This window comes from Arthrobacter sp. NPDC058288 (assembly GCF_042880995.1).
Lineage (GTDB): Bacteria > Actinomycetota > Actinomycetes > Actinomycetales > Micrococcaceae > Arthrobacter.
This window is the reverse complement of record NZ_JBHVYH010000001.1, coordinates 842,894-857,723: the sequence shown is the minus strand read 5'-3', so window position 1 is coordinate 857,723 and position 14,830 is coordinate 842,894. Positions and strand designations below refer to the sequence as shown.

Sequence of the window (14,830 nt, the reverse complement as noted above, 5' to 3'; positions counted from 1 at the left end):
GCCTCTAGTGAATATTTTCACAAGAGGCTTCCAACGAGTTCCCAGGAATGGAGTGACTGATCAGCATGGATTGGCGTAACCGCGCAGCGTGCCTCGACAAGGACCCGGAGCTGTTCTTTCCAGTAGGAAACACGGGACCTGCTCTCCTCCAGATCGAGGAAGCGAAAAGTGTGTGCCGCCGCTGCCCGGTGGTGGACACCTGCCTCCAGTGGGCCCTTGAATCGGGACAGGACGCCGGGGTCTGGGGCGGAATGAGCGAAGACGAGCGCCGGGCCCTCAAGCGGCGCGCCGCCCGCGCCCGTCGGGCTTCCTGACCACAGCTACTACGGCCTTCGGGCCAAAGGAGTATGGCCGCGGACTACACAGTCCGCGGCCATACTCCTTTAAGGGTCTTAGCTCATCGATTCTGCAAATTCAGTACGATCTGCACAGCAGTGCCGCCGCCCTCACGCGGTTTCCACTGGATACTGCCACCGAGCTCGCTCGTGACCAACGTCCGGACGATCTGCAATCCCAGGCCTTCGACGTGGGGCGTGTCCGGCAGGCCAACTCCGTCATCGGCAACAGTGACAGTCAGGAATTCGTCGCCGTCGTCACCCTCCGACCGGTCGGCCAGCAGCCAGACAGTTCCGGTCCTTCCCTCCAAGCCATGTTCGACGGCGTTCGTCACCAGCTCGTTGATCACCAGGGCCAGCGGTGTGGCGAAATCACTGGGGAGCTCACCAAAGAGCCCGGATCTCGCCGTCTTGACCTGCTGCGAGGGTGACGCGACTTCAGCCGAAAGACGGAACTGACGGCCAATGAGCTCATCGAAGTCGACGCTTTGCGTCAGCCCTTGGGAGAGCGTCTCGTGGACAAGGGCAATCGTTGCGACTCGTCGCATGGCCTGTTCAAGGCCCTGCTTGGCCTCATCACTGACCATCCGGCGCGACTGCATCCGCAACAACGCCGCCACAGTCTGCAGGTTGTTCTTAACGCGGTGATGGATCTCCCGGATGGTGGCGTCCTTGGTTACTAGTTCCATTTCCCGGCGCCTGAGTTCAGAAACATCACGGCAGAGCACCAGAGCCCCGAAACGCTGCTGCTCGTCCCGCAGCGGGATGGCCCGAAGTGACAAGCTGACTCCGCGGGACTCGATTTCGCTGCGCCACGGCATCCTGCCGGTCACGACGAGCGGCAGTGTTTCATCAACCATGCGACGGTCCCGAAGCAGTCCTGCTGTGACTTCTGCCAGGGACCGGCCTTCGAGGGATTCGCCGTCACCAAGGCGCCGGAATGCGGAGACTCCGTTGGGGCTGGCATACTGCACAATTCCGTCTGCGTCGAGCCGGATCAGGCCATCGCCCACCCGCGGGGCGCCGCGGCGGGATCCGGTCGGGGACGCAAAATCTGGCCACAAGCCCAGGGTACCCATCCGCAACAGGTCGTAGGCACACTGCCGGTACGTCAGCTCGAGCCTGGACGGCATCCGTGAACTGGACAAGTCCATGTGTGTGGTCACGACAGCCAGCGTCCGGCCGTTCCTGACCATCGGAACTGCTTCAACCCTAAGGGCCATATCACTGCTCCAGTTCGTTTCACTGGAACGCTCAATGGTCCGGCTGCTCCAGGCCTTGTCCACCAGCGGCTGCAGATCCGACCTGATCCCCTCCCCCACGAAGTCGGCGTGGAACACCGTATGCGTGGTGGAGGGGCGGACGTGGGCCAGAGCCACGTAACCAAACTCAGGATGCGGAAACCACAATGCGAGGTCGGCGAAGGCGAGGTCGGCGACCATCTGCCAGTCGCCGACCAGGAGGTGCAGCCACTCGGCATCCCCCGGCCCAAAATCAGCATGTTCCCTGATGGGGTCCGTAAAGATTGCCACTACACCTCCAGATTCGACGCTTGGAACGGGTCCCTAGCGTCGGACGATTGACCTCAAGAGCCTCAATGCTACCGACAGTGAGGCCATATCGTCCGCTTCGAGGGAGTTGACCTCGTCAAACATGCTCCTGGCACGGTCAAGCTGCTCGGCATTCAGCCCTTCCCAGCCCAGTACCCGGTCCTCAGCGGGGGCTCCGGCCGACGTCGACTCTAGGACCGACGTCGTGATGTCCGAAATCGTGGAGTACAGGTCATCGCGCAAGGCAGCGCGGGCAAGTGCCTGCCAGCGGTCCCGCCTCGGAAGCTTGGTGATCCGTTCCAGGAGGGAGTCCACGTGGAAGCGGTCAAACACCGTGTAGTAGACGTGCGCGATGCTCTCCACCGGCTCCGGACTGATGTGGGCAATCTTGGCGATGTCGAGCAGGACGAAGCTTTCGAACAGCTCGGCCCAGCGGTGGGCGAGATCCTCCGGGAGTTCCCAGCTTCGGGCCTTCTCCAGCCACGCCGCCACGCGGGCACGGTCCTCACCGCGCAGGTAATCGAGGAGGCGGGCACGCATCGGGTCCATCAGCGGCTTGAATTCGTCCACGATTTCCGAAATCGGCCGGGAAGCGCTGCCTTGGCCCAGCACCCACCGGACCGCACGGTCCAGAAGCCGTCGAATGTCCAGGTGGACAGTGCTCCAGTGCTCGGTCGGGAAGGACGCCGGCAGTTCGTTGAGCTCTCCCACCATGACGTCAAGCTCATAGATTTCGCGGAGAGCGACGAATGCTTTGGCTACGGCCGCTTCGTTGGCGGACGTCTCCTCAATGGTTCTGAACGCGAACGTAATGCCACCGAGGTTGATCATGTCGTTTGCGACGACTGTGGCAATGATCTCGCGCCGCAGCGGATGGGTGTCGAGCTCGGCGTCGAACCTCTCCCGAAGCTGCTTGGGGAAGTACGAGCGCAGCGTCTGCCTGAACCACGGATCGTCAGCCAGATCGCTCTCACGCAGTGCCGTTGCGAGTTCGATCTTGGCGTAGGCCGCCAGCACCGAAAGCTCCGGGGAGGTCAGCCCCTGTCCCTGTTCCAGGCGTTCCCGGAGCGTCACCGTTGTCGGCAGGGCTTCGAGTTCCCGTTTGAGGTCGGCGGATTTCTCCAGCCAGTCCATGAGGCGCTCGTAGCTGGGGCTCCACTCCGCAACACGGATGCGGTCGTTGAGGAGCAGGATGTTCTGGTCAATGTTGTCTTCCAGGACGAGCCTGCCGACTTCATCCGTCATGGATGCCAGGAAGTCCGCCCGCTCGGAGGCCTCGAGCTTTCCGGCGGCGACCATGCGGTCAACGAAAATCTTGATGTTGACCTCGTGGTCGGAACAGTCGACACCGGCCGAGTTGTCGATGGCGTCGGTATTAAGGATGACTCCCTGAAGGGCTGCCTCAATGCGTCCCCGCTGGGTCATGCCCAGGTTTCCGCCTTCTCCGACCACTTTGACGCGAAGGTCGCGGCCGTCCACGCGGATGGAGTCGTTCGCTTTGTCCCCCACCTCGGCATGCGTTTCGGTGCTTGCCTTGACATATGTTCCGATGCCGCCGTTGTACAGCAGGTCCGCGGGCGCCAGGAGAATGGCTCGAAGGAGTTCCGGGGGGCTCAGTTCGGCGGTGCCGTCAGGCAGACCGAGCGCGACCCGCACCTGATCAGAGACAGGAATGGACTTTGCCTGCCGTCCGAAGACGCCGCCGCCTTCGCTGATGAGGGATTTGTCGTAATCGTCCCAGGAGGACCGGGGCAGATCGAAGAGCCGCTGCCGCTCTGCGTAGGACGTCGCCTCATCGGGATTAGGGTCCAGGAAGATGTGGCGGTGGTCGAATGCCGCCAGCAGCCGGATGTGCTGCGAAAGCAGCATTCCATTGCCAAATACGTCACCGGACATGTCGCCGACGCCCACCACGGTGAACGGCTCAGACTGTGTGTCCAGGTCGAGTTCGCTGAAGTGGCGCTTGACCGATTCCCAAGCGCCCCGCGCCGTGATCCCCATGGCTTTGTGGTCGTAGCCCACGGAGCCGCCCGAGGCAAAGGCATCCCCCAGCCAGAAGCCGTATTCTGCCGAGAGCCCATTGGCGATGTCCGAAAATGTTGCGGTTCCCTTGTCGGCAGCGACAACAAGGTAGTTGTCGTTGTCGTCGTGGCGGACGACGTCGGCCGGCGGAACCACAGCTTCGCCTTCCGGGGTGGTGATCAGGTTGTCCGTAAGGTCCAAGAGACCACGGATGAACGTCTTGTAGCTTTCCACGCCCTCCGCCATCCACGCCGTCCGGTCGACGGCAGGGTCCGGGAGCTGCTTGGCAAAGAATCCGCCCTTGGCGCCGGTGGGCACAATGACGGCATTCTTGACGGTCTGTGCTTTAACAAGGCCAAGGATTTCGGTCCGGAAGTCCTCACGCCGGTCGGACCAGCGCAGCCCGCCGCGGGCCACCTTGCCGAACCTCAGGTGCACGCCCTCCACCCTGGGCGAGTACACCCAGATTTCAAACATGGGTCGCGGGAAAGCCAGTCCGTCGATTGCGGCCGGATTCAGTTTGAAGCTCAGGTACGGCTTCTGCTGGTAGAAGTTCGTACGGAGTGTTGCCTCAATGAGGTTCGCAAATGTCCGGAGTACGCGGTCGGCGTCCAGGGTGGCAACTTGCTCGATGGCGGCAGCCAGCTCCGCCCTCACAGTCGCCTGGCGTTCCGACCGGACATCGTCCTCGACGGCAGGGTCAAAGCGCGCCGCGAACAGCGCGGTCAGGGAACGTGTGACGTCGGGATTCGCCAGCAGCGTGTCGGCGATGAATCCAAACGAATTCGTGTTGCCCATCTGGCGCATGTATTTCGCGTAGGCACGGAGGACCACGATCTGGCGCCAGTGCATACCTTCGCGCAGGACCAGCCGGTCAAAGCTGTCCGACTCGACATCACCGGAAACGGCGGCGCCGAAAGCTTCGGCCAACAGTTGGCCGGTCGCGAGGGGAGCCACGCTGGCGGGGTACTTCAGGCCGAGGTCGTACAGGAAGAAGTCCCGCTTGTCGGCCGTTTCGATCTCGAAGGGCCGTTCATCCAGTACTTCAAGACCAAGATTATGGAAGTACGGCAGAATCTGGCTAAGGCTCTTCGGCTCAAGCATGTAGAGCTTGACGCGGGCGTCCTCTTCCAGCGTGGCTCCGGCTCCCTCGGGCAGGTACACGTGGACTCCGGGCCGTTCCTGCGTGCCTTTCTCAGCCAGCTCAGCAGCCGACCCGTACTTCTCGAACCGGGCGATGTCCGTCAGCGCGTCCTCGACCTCGTAGTCCACGCGATAGCTGGCCGGGAAGGCCTCGGCCCAGGCCGCAGCAAGCCCCTTGCTGCCGTCGTCGGTGGCGCTGGCACGCAGCACTTCGGTGATGCCTTCGCTCCACGAGCGGGCGGCCCGGACAAGCCTCTTCTCAAGTTCTTCAACATTGACGTCGCTGACGTCTGCATCCTTGGGCAATCGGATACGGAAAAACAGCCGGGCCAACGCCGACTCGGTCATCCTGGCCTCGTAGTCAATGGAGACTGCATGGAAGGTCTCGCGGAGTTCCTGCTCGATGCGGAGGCGTACGTTGGTCGTGTAGCGGTCGCGGGGAAGATACACGAGCGCGGACATGAACCGGCCATAGATGTCAGGCCTCAGGAACAGCCTGGTACGCCGCCGTTCCTGAAGACGCTGGATCCCCGTTGCCGTCGCGGCAAGGTCCGAAATCTCGATCTGGAACAGCTCGTCGCGGGGGTAGGTTTCAAGAATGCCCAGGAGGTCTTTACCGGAATGCGAGTGCGGCGGGAATCCGGCACTGCGGAGGACAGCCGCAACCTTCTCGCGAACAATCGGAATGTTCCTGACGGAGCCGGCGTAGGCGCTGGTGGCAAAAAGGCCGATGAACCGCCGCTCGCCGTTTACGTTTCCGGCGGCGTCAAAGCTCTTGACTCCGATGTAGTCAAGGTATGCCGGCCGGTGCACTGTTGACCGGGAATTGGCCTTGGTAATGACAAGGGCGCGTTTTTCACGGGCCTTCCTGCGGCCGGCAACGGTGAGGTGCTGGACATGGTGGCCGTCGGCGCCGCTGCGCAGAAGCCCGAGGCCGCTCTCCTCCCGCAGTTCCAGTACATCCTCGCCGGATTCGTTGACAAGGTCATATTCGCGGTACCCGAGGAAGGTGAAGTTGCCGTCGTCGAGCCACCGAAGGAGATCCTGCGCCTGCCGCAGTTCCTCGATCTGCGAGGGATTGGCAACGTTATCCAGGTCCTGGGCGATCTGGAGCGCCTTGTTGCGCATCTTCGGCCAGTCTTCCACTGCGGCCCGGACGTCCCCGAGGACCCGTTCGATGCCTTCGGTCAGCCGCGCATGCGCTTCCTCGCTCGCCGGGCCGATTTCAACAGCGATCCACGACTCCATATGCGAGGCATTGTCGCCCTGGGCAATAAGGTGCGACAGGCTTGGCATCGCTGCGGTGTCGCCGCTGGAAATACCGATGCTGGACGGGACCCTGTCCACCTTTGTGAGTCGCCCGGTTTCGCGGTTACGCGTCACAACAAAAAGCGGGTGAAGGACAAGATGAATGGCCGAGTTCTGGCGGACAAGCTCAGCGTTGACTGAGTCCACGAGGAACGGCATATCGTCCGTGACGATGTACACGACGCTGCAGTCGGATTCGTCCACAATCCGAATGTTGGCCGTGCCTGGGACGCGGACGGCAGCCACCTCGCGGTGGGTTTCGGCGCGGGCGGCAAGGAGGTCCGGTGAATAGGCCCGGGAATCCTCCTCCGCAAGGTGCTCGTAGTAGTCTCCGAAGTACCCTTCACGGGCTCCGAGCAAAACGGACTGATCCTCCACGCTGGACCCAGACGACATCGACAAACGCCTCCATCACAAGTTCATAGTTGCCTCTTTGCAACCCTTATGGCGAGCCTAGCCCTTTAGATGACGCTTCGCTGTGGAAGAAAAGACAGAGGATCGGCGTTTTTGCTGGACAGGTGCACAAACCATTTCGGCGATCGCCTGCCGGAGCGCTGATTCGGGTGCGGCTTCGAGTAGAAGGCTTCCGGACAGCAGAGCAGCGTCGCAGGCGGCGCTGTCCGATGGGAGGAACGCGGAAATACCTTCCGCCGGCCCGTACCTTTCCCAGGCTTCCCGAAGCTGGCGCTCGGGGAAGCGTCCGGCAGCCGACGCGCGGACCTTATTCAGAATCACCCGCGGTGACGCCTGGGGAACGGCCGCTTCAAGCTCGGAAAGTCCCCGCACGAGCCGCGGCACGCCAATGGAGTCAGCCGATCCCACAGCGTATACAGTGTCCGCGAGTTCAAGGCTCCGAAGGGTGGCGGCGTTCCTGCGCGGAGCCATGGTGTCGAAACTGAGTTCTTCGTCTGCCTCAAGGCAGAATCCGGTGTCAACTACTGTGTAGTCGGCCACTTCCCTGGCTTTCTCAAAGACCATGCCAAGGGCAGACGCGCGCAACTCGGTCCAGCGATCCGCGCGGGTGATCCCGGTCAGAACCTGGAGCGTGCCCGTCTTCAGGGCAAGCGGCGTAGCGACCTTCAGCAAGGCATCGGCATCCAGCTGGCCGAGGTCCGCCAACCGGCAGGCCTGCGCCAACCCGGCAGATTCGTCCAGCAGTCCAAGGACTCCCGCAACACTCGCGCCGTAGCTGTCAGCGTCAATCAGGAGCACTGAGTTGCCTGCAGCAGCCAATTCACCGGCCATGTTGGCTGCCACCAGTGTCCGGCCCGGCGACCCGGCCGGCCCCCAGACGCCGATGATTCGGCCCGAACCGGACGGCTCTGCGGGGAGATCTTCCCCCGCCCCCGGCTGGGTCCGGATGGCGGCACCGGTGTCAGCGAATCCGCGGTCATCCGCGCGAAAAGAGCCGCTAGGCGCCCACTGGGCGACTGCGCCCGAGATTTTGCCCGCCAGCGCTGCCGAGTCCACCCCCGCCGGTGCAGCCGTGACGCCAATGGCTGTGAGCCTCGCCGTCTCGGCGTCACTATCCGTCAAGGCAACGATCACGACGCCCACGGCCGTGAGCCGATCAACTAGCGAAGCCGTCAGTTCGTCGCTACCTTCGGCGACCACGGCTGCCCGGGCAAGTCCGCTCTGGCATGCGGCCAGAAGCTCAGTAAGTTCCGAGCACCTCCGTACCACAGTGACCGGTCCATGAAGGCGTTCCAAGCCGCCGACCAGGTCCTCGCGGGACTGCCCGACCGTGACAACCGGGATACTCACGAGGTTCCACCGCCCGGGTTCCAGACAACGGATATCTTGGCTTTGTTCGCCTGTGCTCCCAACAGTCTCGGCATCTGCTCGTCAGTGACGAGCACCATGACCACTGTGGACCGGGAAGAACCCAGCGCGGTCGATCCGGGAGTGACCTCGGCGATCTCGGCCCCTGGAAGCAGCAGCTTCGGTTCACTGAAGCCGTTACGGGCATCAGGAAGCGCCACCCAGGCGTCCACCCGCGAACCGGCGGCCACCTGCTCCGGCAGTGCTTCGTCAATGGTGATTGCAACCGGCTTGCGGTTTAGCGCGTCGGGCCTGCCGAGGCTGTCCCGCGGGACCAACTGGTCCGGGCCAATCCGCTGGACCGCAACCATGCCTTCGGGAAGTCCACCCTCCGCGGTGATGTAACGTGGTTCGACGTCGCCGAGCCTGACCTTTACCCGGTTGACGTTCTCAGTCGTGAGCTTCTCCCCCACCGCGATCGGCCCTTTTGCCGCATATACCTCGGTGGTCTGGTCGGCCGCACCGACCAGTGACACAACCCCGGCTACGGATGCCAGAACCAGCAGGAATCCGAGCAGGAGCCGGGGATCCTTCCAGGAAGGCTTCTTCAGCCTGACCGCCGTCGTCGTCGTGCTTGCACTCACGTACTGCTCCCCCCATCGGTGCCGGCCGGTCTGGTTCGTGCGCCGGATTCCTCATTGTTACGGCAAAACGGCCGGATCGAAAGTCACATGGCCAAACAGCGCCAAATTGTGGATAACCGCATCATTCGGCACCAATAGTGGCAAAATAGTGGCATGCCCCGATTCCTCACCCTTGCAGACGTAGCCGAACAGCTGCAGATCAATTCCCCGGCAGCCTACGCACTCGTGCGAAGCGGCGAACTCAAGGCCATCCAGGTGGGGGGCCGCGGTTATCTTGCTCAGTCACGTGGGTCGATGCCATTTCTTCCCGGAGCTCATGGCCAGAGGGCCTCATTCCGGTGATTGATTTCTGTGAGGTTCGTGAGGATCGTAGGGCCCGGTTGGATAGTCTTTGGGGCGTGATGTGCTGTGGCTGAGAAGCGGTTTCTGGCGTTGGCTGATGTTTCGGAGATTTTGAACATCTCCTCAGCCCAGGCGTATGCCCTGGTCCGGTCAGGCGAGTTGCCTGCGATTCAGGTTGGGGGCCGGGGGCAGTGGCGGGTTGAGTCGCGCCTTTTAGAGGAATACATTTCCCGGGGTTATGAGAAGACCGCCGAGTATGTCCGTGCGCAGTCTTCTGAGGGCCGGCCCGGGCCGGACGGTGTCTAGCTCTTTTCAGGCATTCGGGCCTCGAGCATCGTGACGGGCACTGCCTCGTTACGTTGTTTCATCATGGTCCTGTTGATGGATTGCGCGGCGCGCAGCTGGTCGTTCAGGTCTTCGACCTGGGCTTCGAGTAGTGAGATCGCGGTGCGGGCCTGTTCAGCGCTCTTGCGTTCTGTGCTGAGTTGGCTTTCCAGTTCGCTGATGTAGCTGGCCATCTGTTCCGGGGTTCTCCCTGCCAGCGCTTCGGCGAGGTTGGTGTTCACTGCGCGTTTGTAGTGATCGCGTTGCCGGGTAACCGTGGCGAGTCGTTCCTGGAGCCGCAGGAGTTCGGTCACTGCGCCTTTGGGTGTCATCCCTGCCTTTTCATGGCCTTGAGCCCAGGTCGCGCGCTGCTGCGCAGCGGCGCGGGTGACCGCGGTTTTCAGTTCCGGGGTGTTATAGATCAGCCAGCGGCTGACCCCGGCTGCCCTGGCTACTGAGGAGACGGTTAGCAGCTCGGAGCCGTTGATGAGCCGGGTGATTGCTTTCCGGACGAGGGCTTGTTTGGTTTTGCTTTCCTTTTTCTTGGCGGTAATGAGCCCGGCGATGGCTGCCTGCCGTTTTTCGCTCACGTCCGGTCCGCGGTTCGGATGGGTGTCAGCGGCAGCATCCGACGCTCTCCGGCGGCTTCAAGGTGAGGCGCTGCGGGAGGGATTTGCTGCAGGAGCGTGACGGCGTCATCGATGGCGGCCTTGTCCTCGGGGGTGAGCTTGGATTTTTGCTTCAGCAGCGCGGTGCGCATTCGTTTGTAGGAATTGATCTCTTCTTTGAGTGATTGGTGGATCCAGGGTTCGGCGATGTCGCCGGCTGCGGCGAGGTCTGCGGTGAGGGCGACGATGTGGGCGTCGATCTGGGGCAGGTGGGAGAGGTTGGCCCGGTAGTACTGGCAGCCGCCGCATTTGTTGCGGACGGGGCAGGATTGTCCGGCTGCTTTGACGTTACTGGGCTCGGTGCAGAGCCCCAGCGGCGTCGCCACGGATTCCCGGACATAGGCCGCATAGTCTTTGGGTCCGTGGAGCAGCCCCCGGCGGTCGATCGTAGTGCTGTTGACGGTCTCAATGGCCTGACGCTGACGTTCCCTAGTGATTTTGATGTATCCGGTGGAGGTCGTAAAGCTCTTGTGGTTCATCAGTTCCTGAATGACATCAGGTGGAGTGCTGTTGTCGCTGAGCCGTTGGGCATAGGTGTGGCGCCAGTTATAGAGGCCCATCCGGGACCTGGTGAGGAAGTCGGCTGGTTTCGCCGGGTCGGCCCGGACGTCCGGCAGCTTCCGGATCCGGTCGATCCAGCGCCAGTAGTTGGTGTGAAAGCCCGTGGGCGTGATGTGGGTCCGTGACTGGGGGCCATAGCGCCGTGGCGAGGGAAACAGGTAGCCGGCAGCGTCGGGGTGGATGTCCTCGATGGTCCCAAGCGCGCTCTGCCAGGTCTGGATGACGCGGGCGGTGGAGCGGTGAATGGGAAGTTCCAGCCCGTACTCGGCTGTTTTGAGACTGTTGTAGATGATGTAGGGCTGGCCGTCGTCGGTTTCCCGAAGGGTGTCGCGGGGCAGGGAGTAGATTTCCGTGGGCCGCCGGCCGAGGTCTCGCAGCAGCTGGTAGATGGTCTGCAGCATCAGGTTATGGAGGGCCCTGGTCCGACCGACCGGAATGGCATAAGCCTCGTCCACGGCGAGCAGTTCCAGGTTCGCATCGAGAATCCTGATGATGTGCTCCGGGATCGCCTTCCCAGGGTTCCTGGCGCGCGCCGCGGTGGGGAGGGACTCCGCCGTGATGAACATGAACCTGGCGCTGACCCGGGCCAGGGTTTCGAGGTCACCGCCATCTCGGAGGATCCGTTGGAAGAGCTTGAAGTAGACGTATTTCACGGAGTCCGTGCGGGGTTGGCCGTCGGTGTCGGTGAGGTGGCGGTAGGCGTCCACGACTGCGTTTGAGTCCGCCCGGGTCAGGAGCTCGGGCCGGGTTCCGTGAGGGCGGCGTGCCAGGGCATCCGAGACGACCTGAATCGTGCGGATGACGTCCCGCACCTGGTCGGCGGCGAGGTCGAAGTGCCGGGAGTAGTCCTTGGCGGCCTCGCGCAGCCAGTCGACGCTGATGGGGCGGAAATCGAGAGTGCCTTTGGAGCAGAGCGTGTGGGTTGTCCGGTCTATGCGAAGGCCAATGACGGCCGCGTCCCAGACGTCCTCGGAGCGCATGTCGCGGCCGGAGTGACGGTATCGCCAGCGGGCCGTGAGCAGGCCGGCGTGCCGGAGGAACCCGATAACGCTGGCGTCGCGGCGGGTCCGGGCCTCTTCTGTATCCAGCAGCCGGTGGATGGAGCGGGCGCGGGTTTCCATGGCAGTCCGGACTATCCGGCGCATCGTGACCGGCAAGATCCGGAAAGAGTTGCGGTCCCGTTCCTGGAGGACGAGCAGCAGTTCGGTCCGAAGGATCGGTGGCAAATCGATGAAGGAGAACACATGGCGGTGGTAGCGGAGGTTAAGCGGGCGTTCGACCGCAGTGAAGGCCTCAAGGTCGACGCCGAGCTTGGTGAGTCTACGGAACATGCTGTGGTGCCAGAGGCAGAGCCTTGTGGCGCGTTGGTTCGATTCTTCCCCGCAGCCTGGGCATGCGCAGGGCTTGCCGGCCCGATACATGATGTTGTCGGCCGCGGCGAACTCCTCAACGCTGAGCCGGGGTTGCCCATTGTCGAAGCTGCGGTGCCAGCGGCCGTAGTGCAGGTGACAGAGCCCCCTGATCATGCCCATGGCCTGGCAGTTCCGTCCGGCTGAGCCAACGATGCAGCGTGGAGCGTCGGGCTCCGGGGACCAGCGCCTTGCCGGGGCGGGTTCGGCACCGGGTTCTCCACTGGTGCAGGAACGGCAGAGGCGTCCTGTGACGGTCGCGACGCGGGGGCACCCGGGCGTCGGGCAGGGGTAGATCCCGGTCAAGGGATTGTCCGGGTCTGCAGCGAGCAACCACAGCCGGGCGTCCCATTCGCCGGGGCGCCATTGGGGCTCGAGCATGGATTCCAGAAAGGCCAGATAGGAGCCGGCCCCGGGGACCGGCGATTCACGGCGCAGGAATTCGGCGGAGGCTGTCACTGCGGTGCATCCTTGCCGGGCAGGGTTGCTTCCACCGCTCTGCGAAGCTCCTCCTGCGCAGGGTGCAAATAGATCGACGTCGACGCCAATGACCTGTGGCCCAGCAGTCCCATGATGACATCCGGGTCGACCTTGGCCCGTGCCCATCCGGTGGCTGCGGTATGCCGGAACTGATGCGCCCGGATCGGCAACCCCGTGGTCTTCCCAACGGCCGCGAGCATGCGGTGCAGCCCCGGGTATCCCAGGGACGCCGGGTTCTTGGCGGTCACCGACAGGATCAACGCGTTAGGCTGATTGCCGCCCAAGGACGCGTATCTTTGGGCCATGTAGGCGGCGTGGACCTCACAAACATCGGCAGGCAATGGGACGTTCCGCTCATACGGTGACTTGGCCCAGGCCCCGTTCGGGTTGCTGCGCCGTTCAACATGGACGTGGGGCCCGGGAATCGTGCAGCCCAGATGGCCGGAGTCGGGCAGCATGTGCATGTCCTCCAGCCTCAGGCCGAGTACTTCGCCGGCCCGCAAGCCGCAACGCAACATGAGCAGCACCAGGAGCCTATCCCGCGGCCGATCGACCGCCTCCAAAATACGGTCGGCTTGTGTTGGCGTCAGGACCACGGGCCGTCGTTTGATCTCTCGGGCCTTTACCAGCCTTGCCGGAGCGGTCTTCCACTGTCCTGCTAGGTTCAGAGAAGCCGTTCCAGGGCGGCCTCCTTCGACGGTCATCCGGAGCTGGTCAGTTCCGAAACCGTGCGCGACCGCGTAACGCAAGAACACCATTACGGCCGTCAGATGGGCGTTGACCGTCTTTCCGGACAGCCCATCGCCGTTGGCGGAGGCCCGTTCAAGACGGGCTTTGTAAGCCGCCAACTGGTGGAACCGGAGCATGGTCCAGGCCGTGCCTGTCTCCGCGCACCAGGACAGGAACCTCGCCAGCCTGAGCTGGTAAGCCTTCTGCGTGTTGACTGCCCGCCCGGAATGAGCCAGCCACAGCGCGTAGCCGCGGCACTCCTCGCTCAGCCGGAAACGAACATCCACCACAACCCACACGTTCGCATCTTTCTCGACCGTCACTTGAACCGCTTGAAAAGTACCCACAAACGGAAGCTATCCGGTTCAAGCAGGGCATACGACAGATACTGCTAAGCCAAAGGATTAACGATTATCAAACTGCAACCCCTCACTTCGCGTCCTCGTCGTTGCGACATACACCCTTCAGTTCCTGCTGTCTGGCTGTCACGGGTATCGGTGCGGGCTAGGATCAAGACATGGCAGCTGAGATAACGAAGCCCTCGCCCCTCGGAAGGTGGGAAAAGGCTCTCACGCGGTCGTACTGGTGGATTCTCTTCGGCGGTATTTTGGTCTCCAGCATCCTCCGTGAACCACTTGGTTTCTGGCCCTCAATTGCACTCACTATCGCCGTCTTGGCTGCCTTTACGCTCGTAGTCGCGCGACTGGCAACGTCGGAGAGGGAGGCTCGTCTCCTCCGAGACGTTGAGCGCGGACTCATCGAATGCGCAATCCGCTACCCCAAGGCTCTCCCCGGTTCGCTGAGCAGCAGGTGGGAACAGGGGTTGGCCGAGGTGAACAACGGAACTATCAAATTCCAGCCTCTGGGATCCCCGACGGGGCACGTGCGGGAGTTCAGCGAGCTGACCTCCCATGGATTGCTCGACCTTCCCCCGAAGAAGCCGGCGGAGCTCAAACGGTCCTGGAAAATCGCAGCGATTGGCACAGACAAGGGAGACCTCGAAGTAGCCACCGCAGAAGCAGGCCTCACCCTACTCGCGGACCATACCGACCTCAACGCTGGTCCTAAATGAGACCTTCTCTACAAAACTTAGCTCGAACCGCGGGCCTACTCCGACGGACTCAGTTCGCCGTTAGCCCACGACTCCAGCAAGCCTCTACTTGGCAGATATAGAAGCATCCACGCCTGAAAGCTCCCGGACTTAGTCCCCCCAGCCGAGGCTAGGCCCCCACCCCGGCGCACTCGGATCCTTCCGTAGAAGGTTCGTCAAACAGGACGCCGGGAATGGCCTCAAAAGGGGCACGGCGGATGAACGGCTCGCGGGGCCAGGCTGGCACGCGCCGCCATCCTCACAAGGACTCCGAAAGAGAGTTAGGAACGAAGAGCGCGGTGCTCAAACAAACAATTCCTACAGCGGCAATGGAGGCAAGATAAACGCGGACAGTGGCGCGTCGAAGAAAAGATGCTGGAACAGTACATCGAAGAGCGATATGCCGAGGCAGACCGGATGATCCAGCAATCCAAATCCAAGTCCGTTTGAGCCATTGGCGGCCG

Annotated in this window: 10 protein-coding genes and 2 pseudogenes; 5 read left to right on the top strand and 7 right to left on the bottom strand. The window is 62.7% G+C overall.

The window, feature by feature from the left end; translation table 11 throughout:
* Nucleotides 1–65: 65 nt before the first annotated feature.
* On the top strand, nucleotides 66–314 hold the full coding sequence (locus ACFVWT_RS03970; protein ID WP_003804966.1) for a WhiB family transcriptional regulator: 249 nt from the start codon (nucleotides 66–68) through the stop codon (nucleotides 312–314).
* Nucleotides 315–397: 83 nt separating this feature from the next.
* Here the strand turns inward: ACFVWT_RS03970 and ACFVWT_RS03965 are convergent, their stop codons facing one another.
* The 4 genes from ACFVWT_RS03965 to ACFVWT_RS03950 are packed head-to-tail and all read right to left on the bottom strand — an operon-like array spanning nucleotide 398 to nucleotide 8,763.
* Nucleotides 398–1,867 (bottom strand): sensor histidine kinase, encoded by a 1,470-nt coding sequence (locus tag ACFVWT_RS03965; RefSeq protein ID WP_390245423.1) that lies wholly within the window; start codon nucleotides 1,865–1,867, stop codon nucleotides 398–400.
* Between the two features lie 33 nt (nucleotides 1,868–1,900).
* A complete protein-coding gene (locus ACFVWT_RS03960) occupies nucleotides 1,901–6,754 on the bottom strand; it encodes an NAD-glutamate dehydrogenase (RefSeq protein WP_390245421.1) in 4,854 nt (1,617 codons plus the stop codon).
* Between the two features lie 57 nt (nucleotides 6,755–6,811).
* The gene (locus ACFVWT_RS03955) at nucleotides 6,812–8,122 is read right to left on the bottom strand and encodes a CpaE family protein (protein WP_390245419.1); all 1,311 of its coding nucleotides are present in this window, start codon (nucleotides 8,120–8,122) and stop codon (nucleotides 6,812–6,814) included.
* Nucleotides 8,119–8,763, bottom strand: a complete 645-nt coding sequence (locus ACFVWT_RS03950) for a hypothetical protein (RefSeq protein ID WP_390245417.1) — start codon at nucleotides 8,761–8,763, stop codon at nucleotides 8,119–8,121. Before ACFVWT_RS03950 ends, ACFVWT_RS03955 begins: the two co-directional genes overlap by 4 nt.
* A gap of 153 nt (nucleotides 8,764–8,916) precedes the next feature.
* Here ACFVWT_RS03950 and ACFVWT_RS03945 point away from each other — a divergent pair.
* Together ACFVWT_RS03945 and ACFVWT_RS03940 are read left to right on the top strand one after the other, a co-directional pair.
* Nucleotides 8,917–9,033: pseudogene (locus ACFVWT_RS03945) on the top strand (helix-turn-helix domain-containing protein); the annotation flags it as partial.
* 138 nt (nucleotides 9,034–9,171) lie between these two features.
* Nucleotides 9,172–9,411, top strand: a complete 240-nt coding sequence (locus ACFVWT_RS03940) for a helix-turn-helix domain-containing protein (RefSeq protein WP_390245415.1) — start codon at nucleotides 9,172–9,174, stop codon at nucleotides 9,409–9,411.
* On the opposite strand, the gene ACFVWT_RS03935 is transcribed toward ACFVWT_RS03940, so the two are convergent.
* From ACFVWT_RS03935 to ACFVWT_RS03925, 3 genes are read right to left on the bottom strand one after another with little or no spacing between them, the layout of a single operon-like run.
* Nucleotides 9,408–10,019, bottom strand: coding sequence for a DUF6262 family protein (locus ACFVWT_RS03935; protein WP_390245413.1), 612 nt, complete (start codon nucleotides 10,017–10,019; stop codon nucleotides 9,408–9,410). The genes ACFVWT_RS03940 and ACFVWT_RS03935 overlap by 4 nt on opposite strands.
* Nucleotides 10,016–12,526, bottom strand: coding sequence for a hypothetical protein (locus ACFVWT_RS03930; protein WP_390245411.1), 2,511 nt, complete (start codon nucleotides 12,524–12,526; stop codon nucleotides 10,016–10,018). The genes ACFVWT_RS03935 and ACFVWT_RS03930 overlap by 4 nt, the downstream gene beginning before the upstream one ends.
* The gene (locus tag ACFVWT_RS03925; protein WP_390245409.1) at nucleotides 12,523–13,599 is read right to left on the bottom strand and encodes a tyrosine-type recombinase/integrase; all 1,077 of its coding nucleotides are present in this window, start codon (nucleotides 13,597–13,599) and stop codon (nucleotides 12,523–12,525) included. Before ACFVWT_RS03925 ends, ACFVWT_RS03930 begins: the two co-directional genes overlap by 4 nt.
* Before the next feature lie 194 nt (nucleotides 13,600–13,793).
* On the opposite strand from ACFVWT_RS03925, the gene ACFVWT_RS03920 reads away from it, so the two are divergent.
* Complete coding sequence (locus ACFVWT_RS03920) at nucleotides 13,794–14,348, top strand: hypothetical protein (protein WP_390245407.1); 555 nt, start codon at nucleotides 13,794–13,796, stop codon at nucleotides 14,346–14,348.
* Nucleotides 14,349–14,711: 363 nt separating this feature from the next.
* Nucleotides 14,712–14,816: pseudogene (locus ACFVWT_RS03915) on the top strand (DNA-binding protein); the annotation flags it as partial.
* Nucleotides 14,817–14,830 lie beyond the last annotated feature (14 nt).